Genomic DNA, 18,917 nt, shown 5'->3' on the forward strand with positions numbered 1-18,917 from the left:
TAAAAGTATTTATATTTTAATCTAGTGTACCTCATAATAGACGCAAGTGCTGTATACTTATGCTTGCGATCGCTAATCAGGTTGAGAAGTTAGTTCCAAGTATAAAATCTTCAGGTAAAAATCAGAAAATTTATTTAATAACTTCTTAAGAAGGTATTATTAACAAGTAGCATTATATTATACAATAAAAATCTTAATTAAATTTACAAAGTGTAGAAAGTTAAAATATATGTTTAATTTTGACATCCAACTTAAGGATGAATTTATAACTGCCTCAAGAACCATTTAAAAACAAACATTAGTAATTAGAATAGAGTTAACAATCTATTAAATGTAGGTTATGTTGCTAGTGGATATCTAAGCCGGGAAACTTAGATATCCTTATATAAAATTTCACTAGTTTAATAAGTAATTAAGCAGACATAATCCGTACTATGCTAGCTCTATTAGGTCTAGCCTGTACACCTGGCTTGGAAAACTTGGTCAGAGACGACACTCACCCTTCAAAGCCAAGTCCTCCTGCCAATCCGCACATCCCAACTTTACCGCAACACGATTCACTGACATATCAGCAAGAGCATGTTACCCTGGCTTTCTACCTTCTCGTATGGCTAACAGTACAAGTGGATAAGCTTTTTGTGAGCTATCAAAACAACAGTTAATCATTAGGTATCTTGCAAAAGTCCCTAACACTCTACCCCTTAATACCCTCCCCAAGAATAAGGCTACGGTGTACACACAAGTCTGAAGTAGTTTACGAATCTGGTTTTTACCCCAATACGGTTCAGTTAAGCATTTTTTTCCTCTCTCTGTTCCCTCTGTGCCTCTGCGGTTCGTTAAAAAAATTGACTTTAATAAAGAGTTTTAGCCTTAACTGAACCGTATTGGTTTTTACCCCACCCTAACTCTGATGTAGAGACGCCATAAATCACGTCTTTCAAGACGTTTTTGCAAAATTGACATACTCATTAAGAATCTGGATTGATACATTTAAGATGCTCACAGCCAAAACCTTGAGTCATCATTGCAGATAGCTGTTGAAAACCTTGTTCATCAAAGTTGAGTTCTCGCGTGATTTGGTCATAGGGTTGTCCCTGCACTATCCGCTTTGCCATTTCCTGAAACTCTACCCAAGTTAAATTACTCTCAACAAATGCTTTAGCGAGGGTAATTACCAGTTCTTCATAATCATTGTCTTCCAATTTTGTCATCATTCGATGTTCAATGTGAAGCGAATCATCGAAACAGTAATACCAGGATTTCGGTTGCTGCTTAAGTATTCTTCGGAAGAAATCCTGCTGTTTCGAGCGACTAACAGCACGATCTGCCTCACTACATACCATTAAGATTGGGGCAGAAACACAGTCTTGAGCCTTGTCTAAAACCTGATATCCCAATTCTAGAAATATCCGTAATGCCTTGAGACGAAAACCTTTATAACCAAAATTCCCAGGTGCATTTTTGTTGAACCATTCAAAGTAAATTGGCAAAATTTTGATGAGTTGATCGAATAGTAAATAGCGGCTACCTAAATAAGGCGTAAACAATAAAGTGCAGTCAATCTCTTGAGGATGCTCTAAAGCTAACCAAGCAGCTAAAGTTCCACCTGTTGATAATCCACCAATCACAACTTGTTGCCCTAGCGTTTTGGCAATCTGCAACCATTTGATCACAAATTGTTGATAAATCTCAATATCTGTTGGCAAGGGTGGAGGATTTTGCGACTTCCAGTCACCTGAGCGTCCATGACCGGGTTGTAAAGGAATCAGAACGTTATATCCCTTGTTAAACAAAGCTTTACCAAGCGGCTCGAACTGGTAAGGGCCTGCTGTAAAACCATGCAAAAACAAAAAAACTTTTGACGTGAAGTCAGGATGAATCAAAAATTTAGAACGGCAGGGTTCATTTTTAAGACCTAGTGTGGACTCTAATTGGTGAACTTGCTCTATAATTTTTACTGTATTTTGAATGCCAACTTTCATTATGTAATTATTATGTTCATATATATAGTAATGCTACTTAAATTATGATTGGATCTTGAAAACTAAACCTTTGTGTGGTCAGCTTCTCAAAAGCTTAGTTGTTAAAAAATTAAATAGGAGTTCTATATATATGTTACTTTATTAATGAAGTAGTTACTCCGAATGCCTACATAACCTACATTAACCCTGGTGTCATGGATAAATTTGAAAACAATTTTTCAAGGCAACGATTACTCTTTCCCCAGTCGTAAAGCTGACCTTGGATGCTCGTAGCAGCTTCAACATGTGTGCTATCTCCATTGCTCTGAATTGATACGATGAGAGTACCTTCCCATGACAATAAATTAGAAGGTATAATCGCTTCAATCACACATCCATCTTGCCCCTGCCGAACGTAACGAACTTTTTGACCGTGCCGAGCAAGAGAACAAAGTAATGCAACCAGAATTTTACCAAAAGGCTTATTAAATGTTGCAGACCTGATTTTGCCTGTTCTTATTCCTAACCTGGCGTAAATAGGTCGTACTACAGATGCAATAGCTGTTACCGACACTCCAACTAATGGAACCAATGCCATATCACACAGTTTGAGATACTCTTCACCACTCATCTGCTGCCTTGATAAAGTTGCATGATGAGCAATCAAATCACGATCATCCTGATTGCTTAACAATTCCCTATAATTAACCGTATTGGTCGAATCAGGAGTTTGTTGGTTCACTGGCTCTAAGCCTGTCGATGATCGACCACAGTTTGCACAAAAGTTGCCATTGGCTTCAGCACCACAATTTGAACAATATGTCATGTTGTTGTCTCCATGTGAGATTGAGTATCTTCTAAGTCTATGTCCTCTTCATCATCTGCAAAATATATTACGTAAAATTCCCGATTTTCTAAATATTTCTTTAATTTAAGCAGTTCTGTAGATTTTCCAGCACCTCGATGTCCACAATACAATTGACAAGTTTTTTGACTTGCTATTGTCATCCTATTTCTTAATTCATCCAAAATACAGCAGATTATCAGGTTTATGAGTTACAGTAGCAACAGTTTCAAGCAAATCTCTCTCTTGACAATTTACCTATTTCCTTAACTTGTCACCAATGGAATCTAGCAGAGGATATATTGTCGAATTAGCTTCCTAGAAGTGAGAAACTTTTTTAAAGTCGGATGAGTATTCACTCCAAACTAATTTTCCACAACCCCTCTAGCGGATTAGACAGTTGGAATTGACTATCACTGCTACCGAGCCAATTATTGTCATACACCAACCCCACACTGAATATTCTATTTAAAGGATATTGTCCTAGTTTTCCAAAACCTTCAATATTCTTTGAGTCAGCGATCGCTCGCTGGTTCAACTGTATAGTTGTTTGGTTGCCGTCGTCAAAGTAAATTGTGGCTCGTTTGTTGTGAAAGCGCACCTGAACTTTGTAGACCCCACCAGTTGCATAGTAATAAGCTGTAGCAGGTAGCTTTTGACCGTCAATATTTTGTCCTTTAAGCTCAACTGCCATAGCAGGACTGCATAGCAGTAACATGACTGGCAGAACTAACCCTAAAACTTTCATTGGTAGTAACAAACACTTTCAATCAACTATTTTCTACTTTAAAACATAAGTAGAGCGACTGACAGCAGATTTCAAGTTGGTGAAATACACAAGCTAAGTCTGTTAGGAATCATGTAAAGCAATATGGTTGGGTAAGGACTTCTTTCTTATCTTTGCGTCCTTCTCTGACGAGACGCTGCGCGAATGCGTCCTTTGCGGTAGCCTGCGGCAAGCCGAAGCGTCTACGTTAAAAAAATTGACTTTGGCAAAGAGTTTTAGCCTTAACTGAACTGTATTGAGTTATAAAGCATGTTTACTCCTGAATTCTGAATTCTGCTGTAAGTTTCACAGCCAACGCCAGAAAATCATGTTTCCATACTCTTGTAGAGAGACGCGATATCTCGCGTCTCTAACCTTACTCCCTACTCATTAAATAAATCCAAGTCTGTGACAGCACCAACACTACTAGAGGAAACTAACTTGGCATATTTTGCTAAGATGCCTTTTGTATAACGGGGTGGACGGGGTTGCCATTTGGCGCGGCGACTGGCTAATTCTGCATCGGAAATGTTGATTTGTAACAAGCGAGAATTAGCATCGATAGTGATGCTATCACCTTCTTCGACCAGAGCGATCGCACCACCAACGGCGGCTTCGGGAGCAACGTGTCCGACTACCATCCCATAAGTACCGCCTGAAAAGCGTCCATCAGTAATTAACGCCACTGCATCGCCTAAACCTGCACCAATAATTGCTGAGGTGGGTGCTAACATTTCCCGCATACCAGGGCCACCTTTCGGCCCTTCGTAGCGGACGATAATTACATCACCGGCTTTAATCTTACTTGCAAGGATGGCATCTAAGCATTCTTCCTCGGAATCAAATACCCGTGCAGGGCCAGTAATGCCGGGATTTTTTACCCCAGTAATTTTTGCTACTGCTCCCTCTGTAGCGAGATTCCCTTTCAAGATGGCTAAGTGACCTTGAGCATACATTGGGTTATTCCAAGGACGAATCACATCTTGATTCGTGGGTGGTTCATCGGGGACATCTGCTAAAATTTCGGCGATGGTTTTACCTGCGATCGTGATACAGTCACCGTGAAGTAATCCATGCACCAATAGCATTTTCATCACTTGGGGAATACCACCAGCTTGATGTAAGTCTGTGGCGACATATCTACCACTGGGTTTTAAATCGCATAAAACCGGGACACGATCGCGGATAATTTCAAAATCATCTAGATTAAGTTCTACACCAGCCGCATGAGCGATCGCCAGAAAATGTAACACGGCGTTAGTTGAACCACCCACAGCCATAATTACAGAAATAGCATTTTCTATAGATTTGCGCGTGATAATGTGCCTGGGTAACAATTGATTGCGAATTGCTTCTACTAATACCTTGGCAGATTCTTCAGTACTATCGGCTTTTTCATTATCTTCCGCCGCCATTGTGGAAGAATAGGGTAAACTCATACCCATCGCTTCAAAAGCCGAGGACATAGTATTGGCTGTGAACATCCCACCGCAAGAACCAGCACCAGGACAAGCGTGGCGTTCTACTTCCATGAGTTCGGTGTCGTCAATTTTACCAGCACTGTATTCACCCACAGCCTCAAAGGAACTTACAACAGTCAAGTCACGGCTGTTGTAGTGTCCGGGTTTAATTGTCCCACCGTAAACAAAGATAGCCGGGATATTCATCCGTGCCATTGCAATCATTGCCCCTGGCATATTTTTATCGCAGCCACCAATGGCAATCACACCATCCATACTTTGACCATTACAGACGGTTTCAATGGAGTCAGCAATCACTTCTCGTGACACTAGGGAATATTTCATTCCCTCAGTTCCCATCGAAATCCCATCACTAATAGTAATTGTGCCGAACATTTGCGGCATTGCCCCGGCTAGTTTAATTCCAGCTTCAGCGATGAGTGCTAGTTGATTAATCCCCATGTTACAGGGAGTGATGGTGCTGTAGGCATTAGCCACACCGACAATTGCTTTCTTAAAGTCTTCGTCTTGAAAACCTACTGCACGCAGCATAGCCCGATTTGGCGATCGCTGTACCCCTTGTGTAACAACTTTACTTCTGAAATTCTCTGACGTTGTTTTTTCACTCATTGCTCTGGCCTCAATCAAATCTCTGTACGAGTATGATATGTAGCCTTTTTTGAGATGTCCAATATATATTTATTTAAAATTGATACTTATAAAGTATCAAAAAGATGAGACTACGAAACCTGAGCTACTTTATTGCTGTAGCTAAGGAATTACATTTCAGCAGGAATTAGACAAACGTATAATTTTATTCAGCCATAAATCGAATGGCTCTTTGCGTTCATATTACTCACCCGCAGAAATTATCAACTCTCAACTCGCGCCACACATCAGACGGTTGCCAGCCAGAGTTACCAATGGAGCGCAAAGGGCGATAGTGTTCACAGATGTAGTCCGATTCGGATGCTTCGATGTACACAGATAGATTTGGTTCAACCACCGATTCAGGAATATCTTGACTCTCAGGCATCTCAATCGGTTGAGTCGATGGTGGAGTTACTTCTGTTATCTCGCGAATTGGGTTAGAAGTTTTTTTGATGAGTCGTTGCATATTCAGAGTCATTATTTGGCTTTCCACAAGGTAAGATATCCCAGAATACAGTAAGTTATCAGACAATCCGAAATATTTTGTTGGAAAGTTTTTTCGGGTGCGGATTGCTTTTCGCTTTTCAAAGATGGGAGGATAGTACGATTGCATGATTGCACTAACAGGCGTTGCATAAATGCAGGATGAATTAGCTAAATACGAATATTTTTTTATACACTCAATAACCAAGTAACCATCGAAATTGAATATTTAAGCACATCTATTGATTTGGAATAGCATAATTTTTTTCGATAGCGAAGCGGTAGCGACGTTAGGAGCGTCTGTAGGCGTGTAAGATAATCACGTAAATGTGTATTTTCACTTTCTACGTAGTCATATATGTTTTACTGACGATATGATCTTCTGGGTTAATAAAAAAGAAGAATTTAGAATTCAGAAGTCAGAATCAAGTTCCGTATGGTTTTACACCATGCTTAATTGTAGACCGCCTATAGAGGCGTGGGTCTTAAACCCATTTATTCATCCACCAGTAGCACAGAATTCAATTCTGTTAGCGGATAGCTAAGGTTTAGCCCATCCTGACTCCTGAATTCTGTTTTGATAAAACTGGGGTAAACTTTCCATCCATCCGTCACATAAAAATAGCACTGCCAAGAGCAAATAATGTCCCATAAAGGTTTAAATGTTTCATCACTATGGTCTTCTAAGACCCAAGCTAAAATTCCAAAACTTTTCTCTCATCAAGAGGAATTTAACAACAAAATTAACTTACTATTTTATCAAGAAAATCATGAATAACACTAAATCATCTAAGCAATTTAAACGCAGATTTATCGGTAATTTTGCTCTTAAAGCGCTGTTATTTACAATAACACTATTATTTACAATAGTTTTATTAAATCATAGCACTACTGGAGTAAGTGTTGTACCTCAATCCCTGCGTCCTGATATCAAGGTTCGCAACATTATTAATACACTATCAGTCTCTCCTTCTGTGCGGATTGTAAAAGATCCACGAAACAATACTCTCTATTACCTCAAACGAAATGGTGAGATTTATCAAGTCAATTTAGCCTCCTCTACTAGAACACTTGTGTACAACTCTAGTAATCATAATATAAGTGAAACTCAAGGTATGGCCATCGGCCCTAACGGCACAATTTATTTAGTTGGCAATGCAGACCTTGTGAATAACCAAACTCAAGCAATTATTGTTAAAGGTGTAATTAATTCAAGTACAAAACAGCGTCTCTGGTCTATCTTAGCTAAGAGTGAAGCCTATCCCAAAAGCAAAACAGCTTATGACCATCGGTTCAACGGCGTAGTTGTTAGCCTGGATGGTAACTTTATCTATGTGAATAGCGGTTCTCGTACCGATCATGGTGAGGTTCAGTCTGTTGATGGTCTATATCCTAATACTCGCGAAGTCGGATTAACCGCCTGTATACTCCGTCTTCCTAGTAATGGTAACAATCTCTTTCTGGCAAACAATCGAGCAACTTTAAAGACAGCTGGCTATATTTTTGCAGAAGGAACACGTAATACTTTCGATATGGCTTTTGCACCCAATGGGGATTTATTTGGTACAGAAAATGGGCCAGATCGCGATATGTCCGAAGAATTAAATTGGCTACGTTTAGGTGGTAATTACGGCTTTCCTTGGCGTATTGGTGGAACAGATAATCCACAACAATTTCCCAATTATAATCCTGCTACTGACCGATTGTTAAGCCCTCAATTTAACGCTATCCAAAAGGGCTACTATCGTAACGATCCCACCTTTCCTATTCGGCCTACTGGAAATTTGATTGAACCAATTCCTAATCTTGGCCCGGACGCAGATAATTACCGCGATCCTGTAGATGGAAAAATCAAAGATGCCAGTGTTCTTGGGAAAACTTTTAGCACTTTTACAACACACCGTTCTCCTTTAGGGTTAGTTTTTGATATGCAAGGAGTAATGAGTCCAGAATTCAACAGAGATGGATTTATGTTGAGTTGGACACCAGGCGATCCCACTGGTGAAACACTAATAGGCCCTTTTAAAGATGCCAGCCAAGACCTACTGCATTTAAATTTAACTAAAGTAGGAAATACCAACTATAAACTTAAAGCTACGCGCCTTGTCAAAGGTTTTAGTAATCCCATTGATGCTGAGATTATTAGCAATAAGATTTATGTTCTAGAATATGGCGGAAATCAAGGAATTTGGGAAGTCTCTATGCCTACCAAGTAAAGTAAATTCGACATTCGCCCAACAAGTGACAGCATCGACAACGCCAAACGAAAATAGATTGCGAGAATCTAACTTTTCTAAACTTATTTATCTTTTTTCCTTAAGTGTCTTATCTGTCTTAACTGTCCTTGTAACGATTTTTCAGCCGTGATAAGTTCTTGTAAAACAACACTATTAACGAAGCATAACTATGTCAATAGAAACAAGAACTGTGAAAGACGTGACTATTTTAGATGTAAAAGGCAAAGTGACAATTGGCCAAGGTGATTTAACCCTTCGCGAATCTATCAGCAGCGCACTTGCAAATGGTGCTAAAAAGATTTTGCTCAATTTAAGCGGAGTGACTACAATAGACTCTTCGGGAATAGGTGAGCTAGTATCAGGTTATACTACAACCAATAACCAAGGTGGGAAACTTAAATTAACAAATCTTCCCCCGAAAGTTAATGATATTCTGACGATAACCCAACTAATAACGGTTTTTGAGACTTATGACAGTGAAACAGAAGCACTTGAATCATTCTAATTAGTAGGATTTTTGTTCTCTGTAATGATACTGAGAAACAAGTTGGTAAGTATCTAAATACAGTAGAGATTTAAAATTTTTGCTCTGCCTGTCCCTGTAACCAATTCAATACTTAACTCATCCCACCTTTTGATTGGTGGGATTTTTAGTTTCGGGATCTATGCATTAGTCACATCTTTCTTAACAAAAGAGTTAAAGTGTAGAAAGCAGATACAGCAGTAGTTTAAGCGATAGAAGGCAAGGATTAACGGGAGTGCGATGTCTGACGACAAGCCTTACGGCTGGCTACGCTTTTATTAGAGTAGTTGAGATCAGAGGATGCTGATTAAAAAATATTTCACAGAATAACACGAGTACTGTTATTTTTAAGCCATGCTAATCTAAGTAACATGAATCTTGTGATGTCTTTTTTGATGTCTACAGACCTTAATTTGCCGTTGGTGTTCTTGGAAGATTGCATTACGCAAAAAAAGCGATAATGCTATAGTAGTATAGGGAATACAGCAAAATTTCCTTAAATTTACAGCATTTGAATGTATAATAGATACTCAAATGTCTGAATAAATAGTTGGAGAGGTGTCCGAGCGGTTCATGGTGACGCACTCGAAATGCGTTTTGGGGAAACCCAACGGGGGTTCGAATCCCCCCCTCTCCGTTCAAAAGATTACTGAAAATTTACTACAATGTAGCGGAAATTTGCCTACCTTTAACAAGGGCTTTGAGAAACTTATCTGTTTATTTGCAAGTTAGATAGAATTATCGCTTAATATTTACGTAGTCAAATATTTGCCAAAAACACTAAAATATACACCGCTAACACAGATTTTACAGATTTTTGGGATAAACTAATGCCATCGTGTGAGGAGTGAACGATGGTAGATCGCAGCTTGGGGCGAGTATTCTCATTTAGTCTAATCAGCATTTCTTTATATCTGGGTATTAGTATAGGAGTCATCATCCGGCTTGGTCAATCACAGCGATTAAACGCTGCTACTATGCCTACTAAGCCTGTGCAATTTCCATTAGCTATTCCTGAACTTACGCCATCAAAAACACAACAACAAACCTTTCCAAATACTATTACCATCAAAGCTGTTGGAGATATTATTCCCGGTACTAATTTCCCTAACTATAGATTACCCCGTTTTCGAGATCAATTATTACCAAAGTCAGTGATAACTCACTTGCAAGGAGCTGATATCTTGTTTGGTAATTTTGAAAGTAGTCTAACTAATTATCCCTATACTGCCAAAGATATTAGTCGAGGACAAGTCTTTGCCTTTCGCTCTCCACCTGCATACGCCCAGCTTTTTGCTGAAGCTGGTTTTAATGTGTTCAATATGGCAAATAACCATGCAATGGACTTTGGCCCGGTAGGGTTCAAAGATACAATGAAAAATCTTCAGGCTGTAGGCATTGCAACATTAGGTCATAAAAATCAAATTCTTTATTTGCAAGCTAACAATATCCCCGTGGCAATGATCGGATTTTCTCCTTATGAAATGTATAACTCCATCCATAATTTAGGAGCGGCTAAAGCACTCGTGGCAGAAGCCAAAAATAAAGCCAATATTGTAGTAGTATCGATGCACGCTGGTGCGGAAGGAACGGGGGCACTACATGTTAAGAATCAAACAGAGTTTTTTTATGGAGAAAACCGAGGTAATGCGATCGCGTTTGCTCGAAACATGATTGACGCTGGAGCAGACTTAGTACTAGGACATGGCCCTCACGTTCCGAGAGCGATGGAAATTTATCGGGGAAAAATCATTGCCTATTCTTTAGGAAACTTTTTGGGATATCGGACTTTATCTACAAATGCCCAAACAGGTGACTCAATGATTTTAGAAGTCAAACTCAGCTCAGCAGGAGATTTGGTTTCAAGTAAAATTATTCCCGTTCGGATGGATCGGCAAGGAATTCCTCATATCGATCGGAGTTTTCAAACTGTAAAACTTATGCGTTATTTGAATAATCAAGCTTTTCCCAAGAATCCGGTGAAGATTAATAAGAAGGGGGAAGTTGTTGTACATAATAGGCTTGATCCTTCCTAAAATAATTCGTAATTCGTAATTCGTAATTCGTAATTAGTTAATAGGAGTCAGCGTGGTGCTTGAGTCACCGCGCTGCTTTACCAAACTCCAAAATTGATTAGTACAGTACGGCGTAAATAAACCACCCATTTCAAACCAATTAAACGCTTACGCTGTATTAATTTTGAATTTTGAATTTTGAATTCCGCCTTGCGGTACTAGTTATTGTCATCTTGTGGCTTTTCCTCAAACTTCTGAATATTCTGGGATTCACTATTAGTCGGTGAATTTTGCTTTTCCAATGTTGGTACTACCACAGCAGAAGGATCTGATTGTTTGGATTCTGTTGGTGGTGCTGGTGGTATAAGTAGAGGTTTTGATGGACTTACGGGTTGAGGGGAAGCAGGATTTTGACTAGAAGCGGGTAAGTTCTTTTGTGGAAATGGCAATGGTGCGGGGGCGGGGGAAGCTTCTCGAGATGAGCGGATTGCCCGTAATTTCTCCACTAATGAGGGTGTGGGTGAAACGCTAGGTGAAGGTGTGGATTGTTCGGAATCACCGCGTTGCGATTCTCTTGTGGGGCTGCTGGTAGATTCTTCTTGAGAAGAACGACGATTGCGGCGACGCTGCTTGGAATTAGAGCCAGGTGCTGTTTCGGTTCTTGAGGTAGTGTTAGTCTGTTCACCTCTGGGTGAAGATGTACTATCAAAATTAGGTGCTTTCGCGCCTGATTCTTGAGTTGGCTTTTCAACAAGTGGCTTGGCAGTTGGCTGCTGCTGAGATTTGGGTAATATGCTTGTGATCCCAAAACCTGCTGTAGCAGCAACTAAGGCTACACCTATACCAATAAGTACCTGAGATGATCCCAACTTTTTAGCCAGTACAGTTTCCTTAGCTATGCCTGGGTTGGGTTGCGCCAGCACAGATGGTCTATAAATAGAATTTTGGGCAGTTTTCCCAATTACAGTTGCTGCTTGCTGCGCAGATAAATTGACAGTTGGTACTGCGTAAGTGGGTAAAACTTGCGGTGTTCCATTCACCCCATTTCCAGGTAGCAATTGCAGCCACTCAGCAACTGTCGCTGGCCGAAAACGAGACTCTACTGCCATACCGCGCATTACCGCTTGGTTGACAGCAGCACTCAAGTGTGGTTGCAGTTCGCGGGGGGAAGGCATTTGTTCGCGATCGCGCAATAATGCTGGCATGGGAACTTGGGCTGTCAACAGTGCATACAAGGTTGCCGCTAAACCATAAACATCCGTGGCGGGTGTGCGCGCCGCTTGCGTCATATACTGCTCAATGGGAGAATAACCCTCAGAAACCAAACCTGTGTGGGTCTGCCTGACATTGCCATTAAATTCCCTGGCAATGCCAAAATCAATTAGTATTACTTCTTGTGTTCCTTGACGAAGAATAATATTATCCGGTTTGACATCGCGGTGTAACAAGCCGTTGTTATGTACTACCTGCAACGCTGCCCCAATTTGCCGGATGTAATGAATTGCTGTGGCTTCAGGCAAAGTTATCCCCGGTAATACAAATGCGTCTCCCAAGGTTTCGCCAGGAATGTATTCCATCACCATATAAGGCAGTCCAGCTTCCACAAAAAAGTCACTAACTCGGACTATATTTGGGTGAATACACGTAGCTAATCGTCTGGCTTCATCTTGGAATTGGCGCTCGAATTTGGCAAAATCAGGATGTTGTCGCAGCCGTTCATTGATGGTTTTCATCACCACCTCCTGACCCAAGTAGTGATGCGTAGCTTTAAACGTAATGCCAAAGCCACCCCGCCCTATTTCTTGAATTAGGGTATATTTTCCATCCTGCAAAATTGTGCCTGCTAACATAAAGAGTCCTGAGTCCTGAGTGAGCAGATAAGTACCGAGTCCTGAGTTTTGAGGGATTTCCCAAAAATTTTCCCATATTTTTATCGGGCAGGGTTCTTGCCTGTCTATTTTACGGGATGTAGTTGTTGGAATTTCTAAAGTGAGAAAGGCCTCCCCACGATCGCAACAGTTTTATCTTTCTCAGATGATAACGCGGGAGTGCGGCAAGCTTAAAGCAGAAGACGGGCTAAGGCTATTTTTGAGGTTTTATAGAAAAGTAGGCCAAAGTTTAATGTCAAAACAGAATTCAGGAGTCGGAATTCAGAATTCAGAATTCAGAATGAATTAATACGACTGGCGAATTTTGTGAAATTTCTGTTTAAACTCACTGGAATCTTGCTTAGTTTTGGATTTTAGATGTCTCTGAAATCTAAAATCCAAAATCTAAAATCCAAAATTCTTACAGTTGCCGCACTAATGGCTGACCATCTTTGACTTCGCCAATTAAAACTAAATCGACACAGTTCACAAAGATCCCATTTTCCAGAACGCCGGGAATGTTATTCAATGTCTTTTCTAGTCCGGCTGGATCTTCAATGGAGTCAAATCTGACATCTAAGACAAAGTTTCCTTGATCGGTGATTACTGGCCCAGCTTTTTTTACACCCATACGGAGTTCTGGTTTGCCACCGAGTTTTTTGATGGCATTGGTGACAGGGGTAATTGCCATTGGAATCACTTCCACGGGTACAGCAAAACTAGAACCCAAGCGGTCTACTAACTTACCACTGTCTACTACGACGATGAACTGTTCTGCCAGGTAGTCTACAACTTTTTCGCGGGTATGTGCTGCACCACCACCTTTAATCAAATTCTTCTGCGGATCGACTTCATCTGCGCCATCGATGGCAATATCGATGTGGTCAATTGCATCCAAGGTGGCGAGAGGAACACCGTACTGTTTCGCCAGCACTTCTGACTGAAACGAGGTAGGTATGCCAATAATATCTTTGAGTTCGCCCGACTTGAGGCGATCGCCCAAAAACTGAATCGTATATGCTGTAGTTGACCCCGTACCCAACCCCACAATGGAACCCGACTTGACTAGGGCGGCGGCGGCTTTGCCAACTTCTTGCTTCATCAACTTTACGGGATCTGCTGCTGCTGTCATTCCCAAAACTCCTGAAAAACTGACTATAGTCCATAGTAGTGGGCGGATAACGCCAAAATCTCAAAGAGAAAAAACAAGTTTTTGCTGATTTCTACTCCCTTGACGATCGAAACCAGCTAACGCACTACGTAACGGGAGCAACATTGCCTAGCCGAAATTCGTCATCAACTGAGACTAAATTTTGCGTTAACCTCAGTAACGTAGTTTTTTTTAATTCACGTTAGCAGCTAAAAGTAGTTATCATGATGCGTCAGCTTTCAATTACTCTATCTTTAATGGCACTACTACAAAGCTTGCCAGCAATTGCTCAAGTACCAGAATCTAATTCTGGAATAACAGCTGATTCCATTCAACAAGTAACTGCTGTCAAATGGATGACAAACTTTCCCGATGGCAAATTTTATCCAGAAAGATTACTGAGTCGGGCAGAGTTAGCCTCGATTATGGTAAAAGCATTTCGTCTAGATAAAAGAGAAGCTGTTACCAAAGAAAATTTAACTATTCCAGATGTTCCTCGTTCTTATTGGGCATTTAATGATATACAGACAGTCTTAAAAACTGACATCATGAAAGGCTATCGGGGCAATGAATTCTTTCCTAACCAAAAGGTGACAAGGGCAGAAGCTCTGGCTATTTTCGCCCAGGCTTATGGTGTATTTCAATTTCCTGATGCCGCTGTAAATGAGATTCTGGCTTCACATCCAGATGAAAAGTTTATCCCAACTTGGGCTAGAAAAGCGATCGCTACAGTCGCTACTGAGGGATTTCTGAATACAGATGCTCAAGGCAATATTTCCCCATTAAAACCCGTAACCCGTGGGGATATGGCTTATGTATTGAGTAAATATTTGCAACGACAACAGCAACAACCTGAAACACCAGAAGTTCCGATAATTCCAAATAGCCCACAATCACCTTAACTAGACTCGATCAAGCCAACGTACTCAAAATCAGTTTTGACCAGGATTTCTATACCTGTCTCGAAGTTGACGAAGATATACGGAATTAGACTGTGTTGGTTGCTGCAACACTGGTTGCTGCAAGCCATTATTCCCATAATTAGATTGTGGTAGTTGGGTCGGTTGCTGCAAGCCATAATTCCCATAATTAGTTTGTGGTAGTTGGGTCGGTTGCTGCAAGCCATAATTCCCATAATTAGATTGTGGGAGTTGAATCGGTTGCTGCAAGCCATAATTCCCATATCCCACGGGGTTTGTGGGTGTGACAACACTTTGACTCGGACTCTGGCTAGAGTAAGGTACAGTATTACTTGGTGTTACGTTAGGCACTACATTAGGCACTGCTTGACCGTTGTTTAAATTAGTGTAAGTATTGTAGGAATTTTGCGGTAAGTTCGTACCCGTAGTTAACCCATTATTAGGCACTACTTGACCGTTATTTAAATTACTGTAGGGATTTTGTGGGAAGTTCGTACCCGTTGACGTGTTGCCTGTCCCAGTAGTTAACCCAGTATTTGGTAGAGAATTCTGACTGGTTAAGCTATTGATGGGTGGCATTAGGGTTGTTCCTGGAGCGGAGTCTTGCCCCAAGGCATTTGTCTGAGTTGCAGTGCTACTACTAAAGCTAGACAATTTCTGGTTTGTCGATTGATTAAGAGCTGCTTGCAAAGGGTTGATAGAGAGAGAATTTTGATTCTTATTGGTTTGATTAGTGAATCCAACACCCAGGCTAGAAGATGTTTGGTCTCCCTCTGTTGGTTCAGACGCCGTATTAAAGGTTTTAAGACCTAGAAACGGGTTATTACTATCAACTGTTCCAGTACGCAATAAATTGTCTGTTTGTTGGACAAAGGGATTTTTCGCGGTTGGGGAGGTGTCGCCGTTAACACCTGAACTAGGATTTAATTTGGTATTATTAGCAGACTTTTGTTTATTAATTACATCATCTAATGAGCCTTTGGTTTTTTTTGCCTCAGTCTTTTCTTCAGGCGCATTTGCGTTTAATGAGAGAGTTGCTTGCTCAAAGTCATTAAATAAAACTGGTAGGTTATCAATATCTGCTGCAATAGCTTTGTTTTCTTCTGACAGCGAGGAATCAGCAGACTTTTGTAAAACGACTGGTTTTTTTTGCTTATAAACGAAAATATCTGGGTTTGACCAGTATTCCCAGGTTGCTAGCCCAACTACAGATAAAAAAATCGCAGTTCCCCAAAAACCAGGCCGCCCTAGATTCCATAACCTGGCTTTGAGATAGCGTAAGTAGGCGGGAGGATAATGACGATGTGGCATGGGATTTGCTAAATGAGATTTACTATAAATTGGTAGAATTCGACGGAAGAGGCATTGCTGTTTGATGCTTTTATTGTCTGGGAAGGAAATATCTTAACTAAAGTTCGATTGTGATTTCATCGTAACTTCTCAAGAAATTATTAGTCACAAGTAAGTCAAAAATTTACTAATCACTATTTTTAAACTAAACGGTTTAGTTTAAAAATTGCGACAACTTGTATTTTTCGGTAAGTATTTTGGTTTGTATATTTTATTAGAAACCAAAATACTTATAACAAAAATCTGTGATTTTGGATTTTATTATTAATTTGATTTTTAATTTAAATAAATAATTTTACTCTTCAAGCATAAAACAATCTTTAGATGCTAATTCTGCTAGCTTTGAGCGCAAATACTTGCGTAAAAGCTTTGACTGTCCTTTGGTTAGTCCGCTAGGTAAAGATTGCTCGAATAAACCAATGATTCCAGAGTGTCCTTTTGCCCCTGGATGGCTATCTCTTACAGATTTTTCAAGAAACACCCATATAACATCTAATAATTCAGGGTAAGTATTTTCTTTATCAACAATCCCCACAACTTTACGAATTTCCTCAACTTTCAGGCGAAGAACCAATTTTTTGTCTGAATTAGGATTGTTCTCCCGCAAGAAATTATATGCTTGGTTTGGTGTTGTAAGAAATTCAACCCAAAAACTGAGATGAGGAGGCTTTGAATCCTTGTCTTGAGTTGAAGGTTCCAATTCTTTATCTAGTTGAACGGGTAAAACCTTTTTCTTTTCTAAAAAATCTTTTGGTAATCGAGCAAGGCGTATAACGTGGCAATGATCTGGCACTGATTTTAAATCTTGTACCAGATCCAGCCTCATAGACAGGTCACCAAGCAAACAGCGCAAGCTTGTCAATAATTGCGGTAGAGAACTCCTGTCCAACTTTTATATCTTCTCCCCAAATATCATCATTATTGCGATAAAAGAACTCCACTTCTCCAGTGCCAAAAATTTCACATTCAAGATAGTGTTCTCCTTTTGACCAAGCATACATGAAATTATCTTGGTATCCAGGACAAGCATCTGGTACTTCTAAGCACTGGTCTTTCGACAAAAAAACGCTTCTTAGGTTTTTCCATACCTGCTCGGCTTTTTCGAGAACTGATAGCGTAAACTCAGTTTCATTGCTAGTAACCATTTTAGAGCGCAGAGATTGGATATAATCCAGAAGTCTTTGATTTCTTTGCTGATTATCTTCTTCAAAAGATTTTAAAAGTCTCTGGATTGGTTCATCCGTTTTAATTTTGTCTGATACTTGATGAATTTTACTGTTTAATAGTCTTCCTTCTTGCCCTTCAAGTGGAAGTGATGTGTTGCCAGTATTACGAACAAATGAGCTATTCTGTGACGCCAAAGTGAATGTAGCCATTATTTTAACAACTCCCTAGTTTTGTCGGTAATGCAAGCTTCAAATATTTCGTTTTTACGACTACGAAAAGTTTCTAGTAAACTCCAATGTTTATCATCGTTGCTAGCAAAATCAACATTAGAAAATAAATCTATATCTAATAATACAGAAAGAAAATTATCTTTAGAAGACGGTATAAGTGCTTCAATCAATACTAGTGTTGCTCCAATATCTTCTTGAGGAATTTCTAATTGCATAAAATAATCACTAAGCCCTTGAGAAAGTTTATGGGATATTTCTGGCGCTGTGAGTAAATATTCTTTGAGATTATTTAAAGGTAAAGGTAAATCTAGCCGATTGATGTAACGTACTGCTACTCTGGTAACCGTTGTTGAATTAGTGGTAACTTGGTATAAATCCCATAATCGTCGTGCCTCATCTCGAAATATTTCCCATTTTTCATAAGGTGCTAGTCTGCTGAATGAGAAGCCATCTAAACGTGCTTGAACAATTTGTTTATTGTCAGGAGATGAATAGCGATAACCGAAAACAGTCTGATTACCAGCTATGGATGTTTCACCCTCTTTAATCTGGATTTGACTTTCAACGTTAACTAGCTCGCTGCGTTTTAAGTATTCCGCTTGTATACGATGCCCAAAATCATTAAGAGAGGACAACCCTCCCTCAAAAGACATTTCAACGCGTAAGTCAATAACAGCCTCAGTAATTGGTGCTTTTATGTAATGCTGTATTTTTTCCTCCATCTTTTTACCTGTTTTGCTGCGTAGCGCTAAAGCCCACAGTGTTGCTATAGCAATTCCCATGCCATAATATTACTCTTAATAGATGCTTAGATGTGATTTAAATCAACAATTTTATATTTACAGATTAACAGATTTTAATAGAAGAGCTAAAACGCAGCCCAGCAAAGGAGTATAAGTTATTCTGGAGAAGCTAGTTTCGCTACAATCCTTGTCGAGCATTGAGCAGCTAAAACGACTCTATAGGCTGCTTGAGAACACGCTTGCCGACAAGGATTATTGCCTTGTAAATCATTTAGTTCAATCTCGTCATCAGCTAATGCTTCTGCGAAGCTAAGGGCTGTCAATTGCTTCCTGGTTAAATTCAGTAGACCGAAAAGTTTTGTGATCGCTAAAAAATAGTAGTGTATGATACAATTTTTCGGAGAACGTAAAAAAGCTGATTGCCTGGAACCGATAATAAGTCTAGCTTATAAATAAGCCGCAAAAATCAAGCAAAATCAGCCGGACGGTAAATAAACTTCGCAGGCTACCCCATAGTTGCGGTCTACTGCTTGGCGTAAAAATTCAAGC

General features: G+C 39.9%; 16 protein-coding genes, 1 tRNA gene and 2 pseudogenes. 5 read left to right on the plus strand and 14 right to left on the minus strand.

All coding sequences use genetic code 11. The annotated features are described in order from the left end of the window. Positions 1–968: 968 nt before the first annotated feature. The 7 genes and pseudogenes from ACM0OX_RS15335 to ACM0OX_RS15365 form a co-directional block, all read right to left on the minus strand. Positions 969–1,982 (minus strand): alpha/beta hydrolase, encoded by a 1,014-nt coding sequence (locus tag ACM0OX_RS15335; RefSeq protein ID WP_414515842.1) that lies wholly within the window; start codon positions 1,980–1,982, stop codon positions 969–971. Between the two features lie 175 nt (positions 1,983–2,157). Then, the gene (locus ACM0OX_RS15340) at positions 2,158–2,787 is read right to left on the minus strand and encodes a hypothetical protein (RefSeq protein WP_414515843.1); all 630 of its coding nucleotides are present in this window, start codon (positions 2,785–2,787) and stop codon (positions 2,158–2,160) included. 20 nt (positions 2,788–2,807) lie between these two features. Continuing rightward, positions 2,808–2,993 (minus strand): annotated as a pseudogene (locus ACM0OX_RS15345) (ATP-binding protein); the annotation flags it as partial. A gap of 167 nt (positions 2,994–3,160) precedes the next feature. Next, entirely contained in the window at positions 3,161–3,553 is a 393-nt protein-coding gene (locus ACM0OX_RS15350) for a hypothetical protein (protein ID WP_414515845.1), read from the minus strand. Between the two features lie 401 nt (positions 3,554–3,954). Continuing rightward, a complete protein-coding gene (ilvD, locus tag ACM0OX_RS15355; protein ID WP_414515847.1) occupies positions 3,955–5,661 on the minus strand; it encodes a dihydroxy-acid dehydratase in 1,707 nt (568 codons plus the stop codon). A gap of 226 nt (positions 5,662–5,887) precedes the next feature. Continuing rightward, the gene (locus tag ACM0OX_RS15360) at positions 5,888–6,160 is read right to left on the minus strand and encodes a hypothetical protein (RefSeq protein WP_414515849.1); all 273 of its coding nucleotides are present in this window, start codon (positions 6,158–6,160) and stop codon (positions 5,888–5,890) included. A gap of 584 nt (positions 6,161–6,744) precedes the next feature. Further along, positions 6,745–6,870: pseudogene (locus ACM0OX_RS15365) on the minus strand (IS1 family transposase); the annotation flags it as partial. A gap of 65 nt (positions 6,871–6,935) precedes the next feature. Between ACM0OX_RS15365 and ACM0OX_RS15370 the strand changes: the two are divergent. The 4 genes from ACM0OX_RS15370 (at position 6,936) to ACM0OX_RS15385 (ending at position 10,961) form a co-directional block, all read left to right on the plus strand. Beyond that, positions 6,936–8,381: a PQQ-dependent sugar dehydrogenase gene (locus ACM0OX_RS15370; RefSeq protein ID WP_414515851.1), complete on the plus strand. Its 1,446-nt coding sequence runs from the start codon at positions 6,936–6,938 to the stop codon at positions 8,379–8,381. Between the two features lie 190 nt (positions 8,382–8,571). Beyond that, positions 8,572–8,907 (plus strand): STAS domain-containing protein, encoded by a 336-nt coding sequence (locus tag ACM0OX_RS15375; RefSeq protein ID WP_414515852.1) that lies wholly within the window; start codon positions 8,572–8,574, stop codon positions 8,905–8,907. A 570-nt stretch (positions 8,908–9,477) separates the two neighbouring features. Beyond that, a tRNA-Ser gene (locus ACM0OX_RS15380) sits at positions 9,478–9,562 on the plus strand. A gap of 217 nt (positions 9,563–9,779) precedes the next feature. Next, a complete protein-coding gene (locus ACM0OX_RS15385) occupies positions 9,780–10,961 on the plus strand; it encodes a CapA family protein (RefSeq protein ID WP_414515854.1) in 1,182 nt (393 codons plus the stop codon). 197 nt (positions 10,962–11,158) lie between these two features. Here ACM0OX_RS15385 and ACM0OX_RS15390 read toward each other — a convergent pair whose 3' ends face one another. Both ACM0OX_RS15390 and rpiA read right to left on the minus strand, forming a co-directional pair. After that, positions 11,159–12,790, minus strand: a complete 1,632-nt coding sequence (locus ACM0OX_RS15390) for a protein kinase domain-containing protein (protein WP_414515856.1) — start codon at positions 12,788–12,790, stop codon at positions 11,159–11,161. Positions 12,791–13,229: 439 nt separating this feature from the next. Then, positions 13,230–13,940: a ribose-5-phosphate isomerase RpiA gene (rpiA, locus tag ACM0OX_RS15395; RefSeq protein WP_414515858.1), complete on the minus strand. Its 711-nt coding sequence runs from the start codon at positions 13,938–13,940 to the stop codon at positions 13,230–13,232. A 245-nt stretch (positions 13,941–14,185) separates the two neighbouring features. Here rpiA and ACM0OX_RS15400 point away from each other — a divergent pair, with 245 nt between their 5' ends. Further along, a complete protein-coding gene (locus ACM0OX_RS15400; protein ID WP_414515926.1) occupies positions 14,186–14,860 on the plus strand; it encodes an S-layer homology domain-containing protein in 675 nt (224 codons plus the stop codon). A 30-nt stretch (positions 14,861–14,890) separates the two neighbouring features. Here the strand turns inward: ACM0OX_RS15400 and ACM0OX_RS15405 are convergent, their stop codons facing one another. From ACM0OX_RS15405 to ACM0OX_RS15425, 5 genes are all read right to left on the minus strand, one after another. After that, positions 14,891–16,189, minus strand: a complete 1,299-nt coding sequence (locus ACM0OX_RS15405) for a hypothetical protein (RefSeq protein WP_414515860.1) — start codon at positions 16,187–16,189, stop codon at positions 14,891–14,893. 334 nt (positions 16,190–16,523) lie between these two features. After that, on the minus strand, positions 16,524–17,054 hold the full coding sequence (locus ACM0OX_RS15410) for a hypothetical protein (protein WP_414515861.1): 531 nt from the start codon (positions 17,052–17,054) through the stop codon (positions 16,524–16,526). A 7-nt stretch (positions 17,055–17,061) separates the two neighbouring features. Further along, entirely contained in the window at positions 17,062–17,604 is a 543-nt protein-coding gene (locus tag ACM0OX_RS15415; protein ID WP_414515862.1) for a hypothetical protein, read from the minus strand. Then, entirely contained in the window at positions 17,604–18,407 is an 804-nt protein-coding gene (locus ACM0OX_RS15420; RefSeq protein ID WP_414515863.1) for a TIGR04255 family protein, read from the minus strand. Before ACM0OX_RS15420 ends, ACM0OX_RS15415 begins: the two co-directional genes overlap by 1 nt. A gap of 116 nt (positions 18,408–18,523) precedes the next feature. Next, the gene (locus ACM0OX_RS15425) at positions 18,524–18,691 is read right to left on the minus strand and encodes a hypothetical protein (protein WP_414515865.1); all 168 of its coding nucleotides are present in this window, start codon (positions 18,689–18,691) and stop codon (positions 18,524–18,526) included. Positions 18,692–18,917: the final 226 nt, after the last annotated feature.

The organism is Nostoc sp. PCC 9305 (genome assembly GCF_963920915.1).
Classification (GTDB): Bacteria; Cyanobacteriota; Cyanobacteriia; order Cyanobacteriales; family Nostocaceae; genus Nostoc.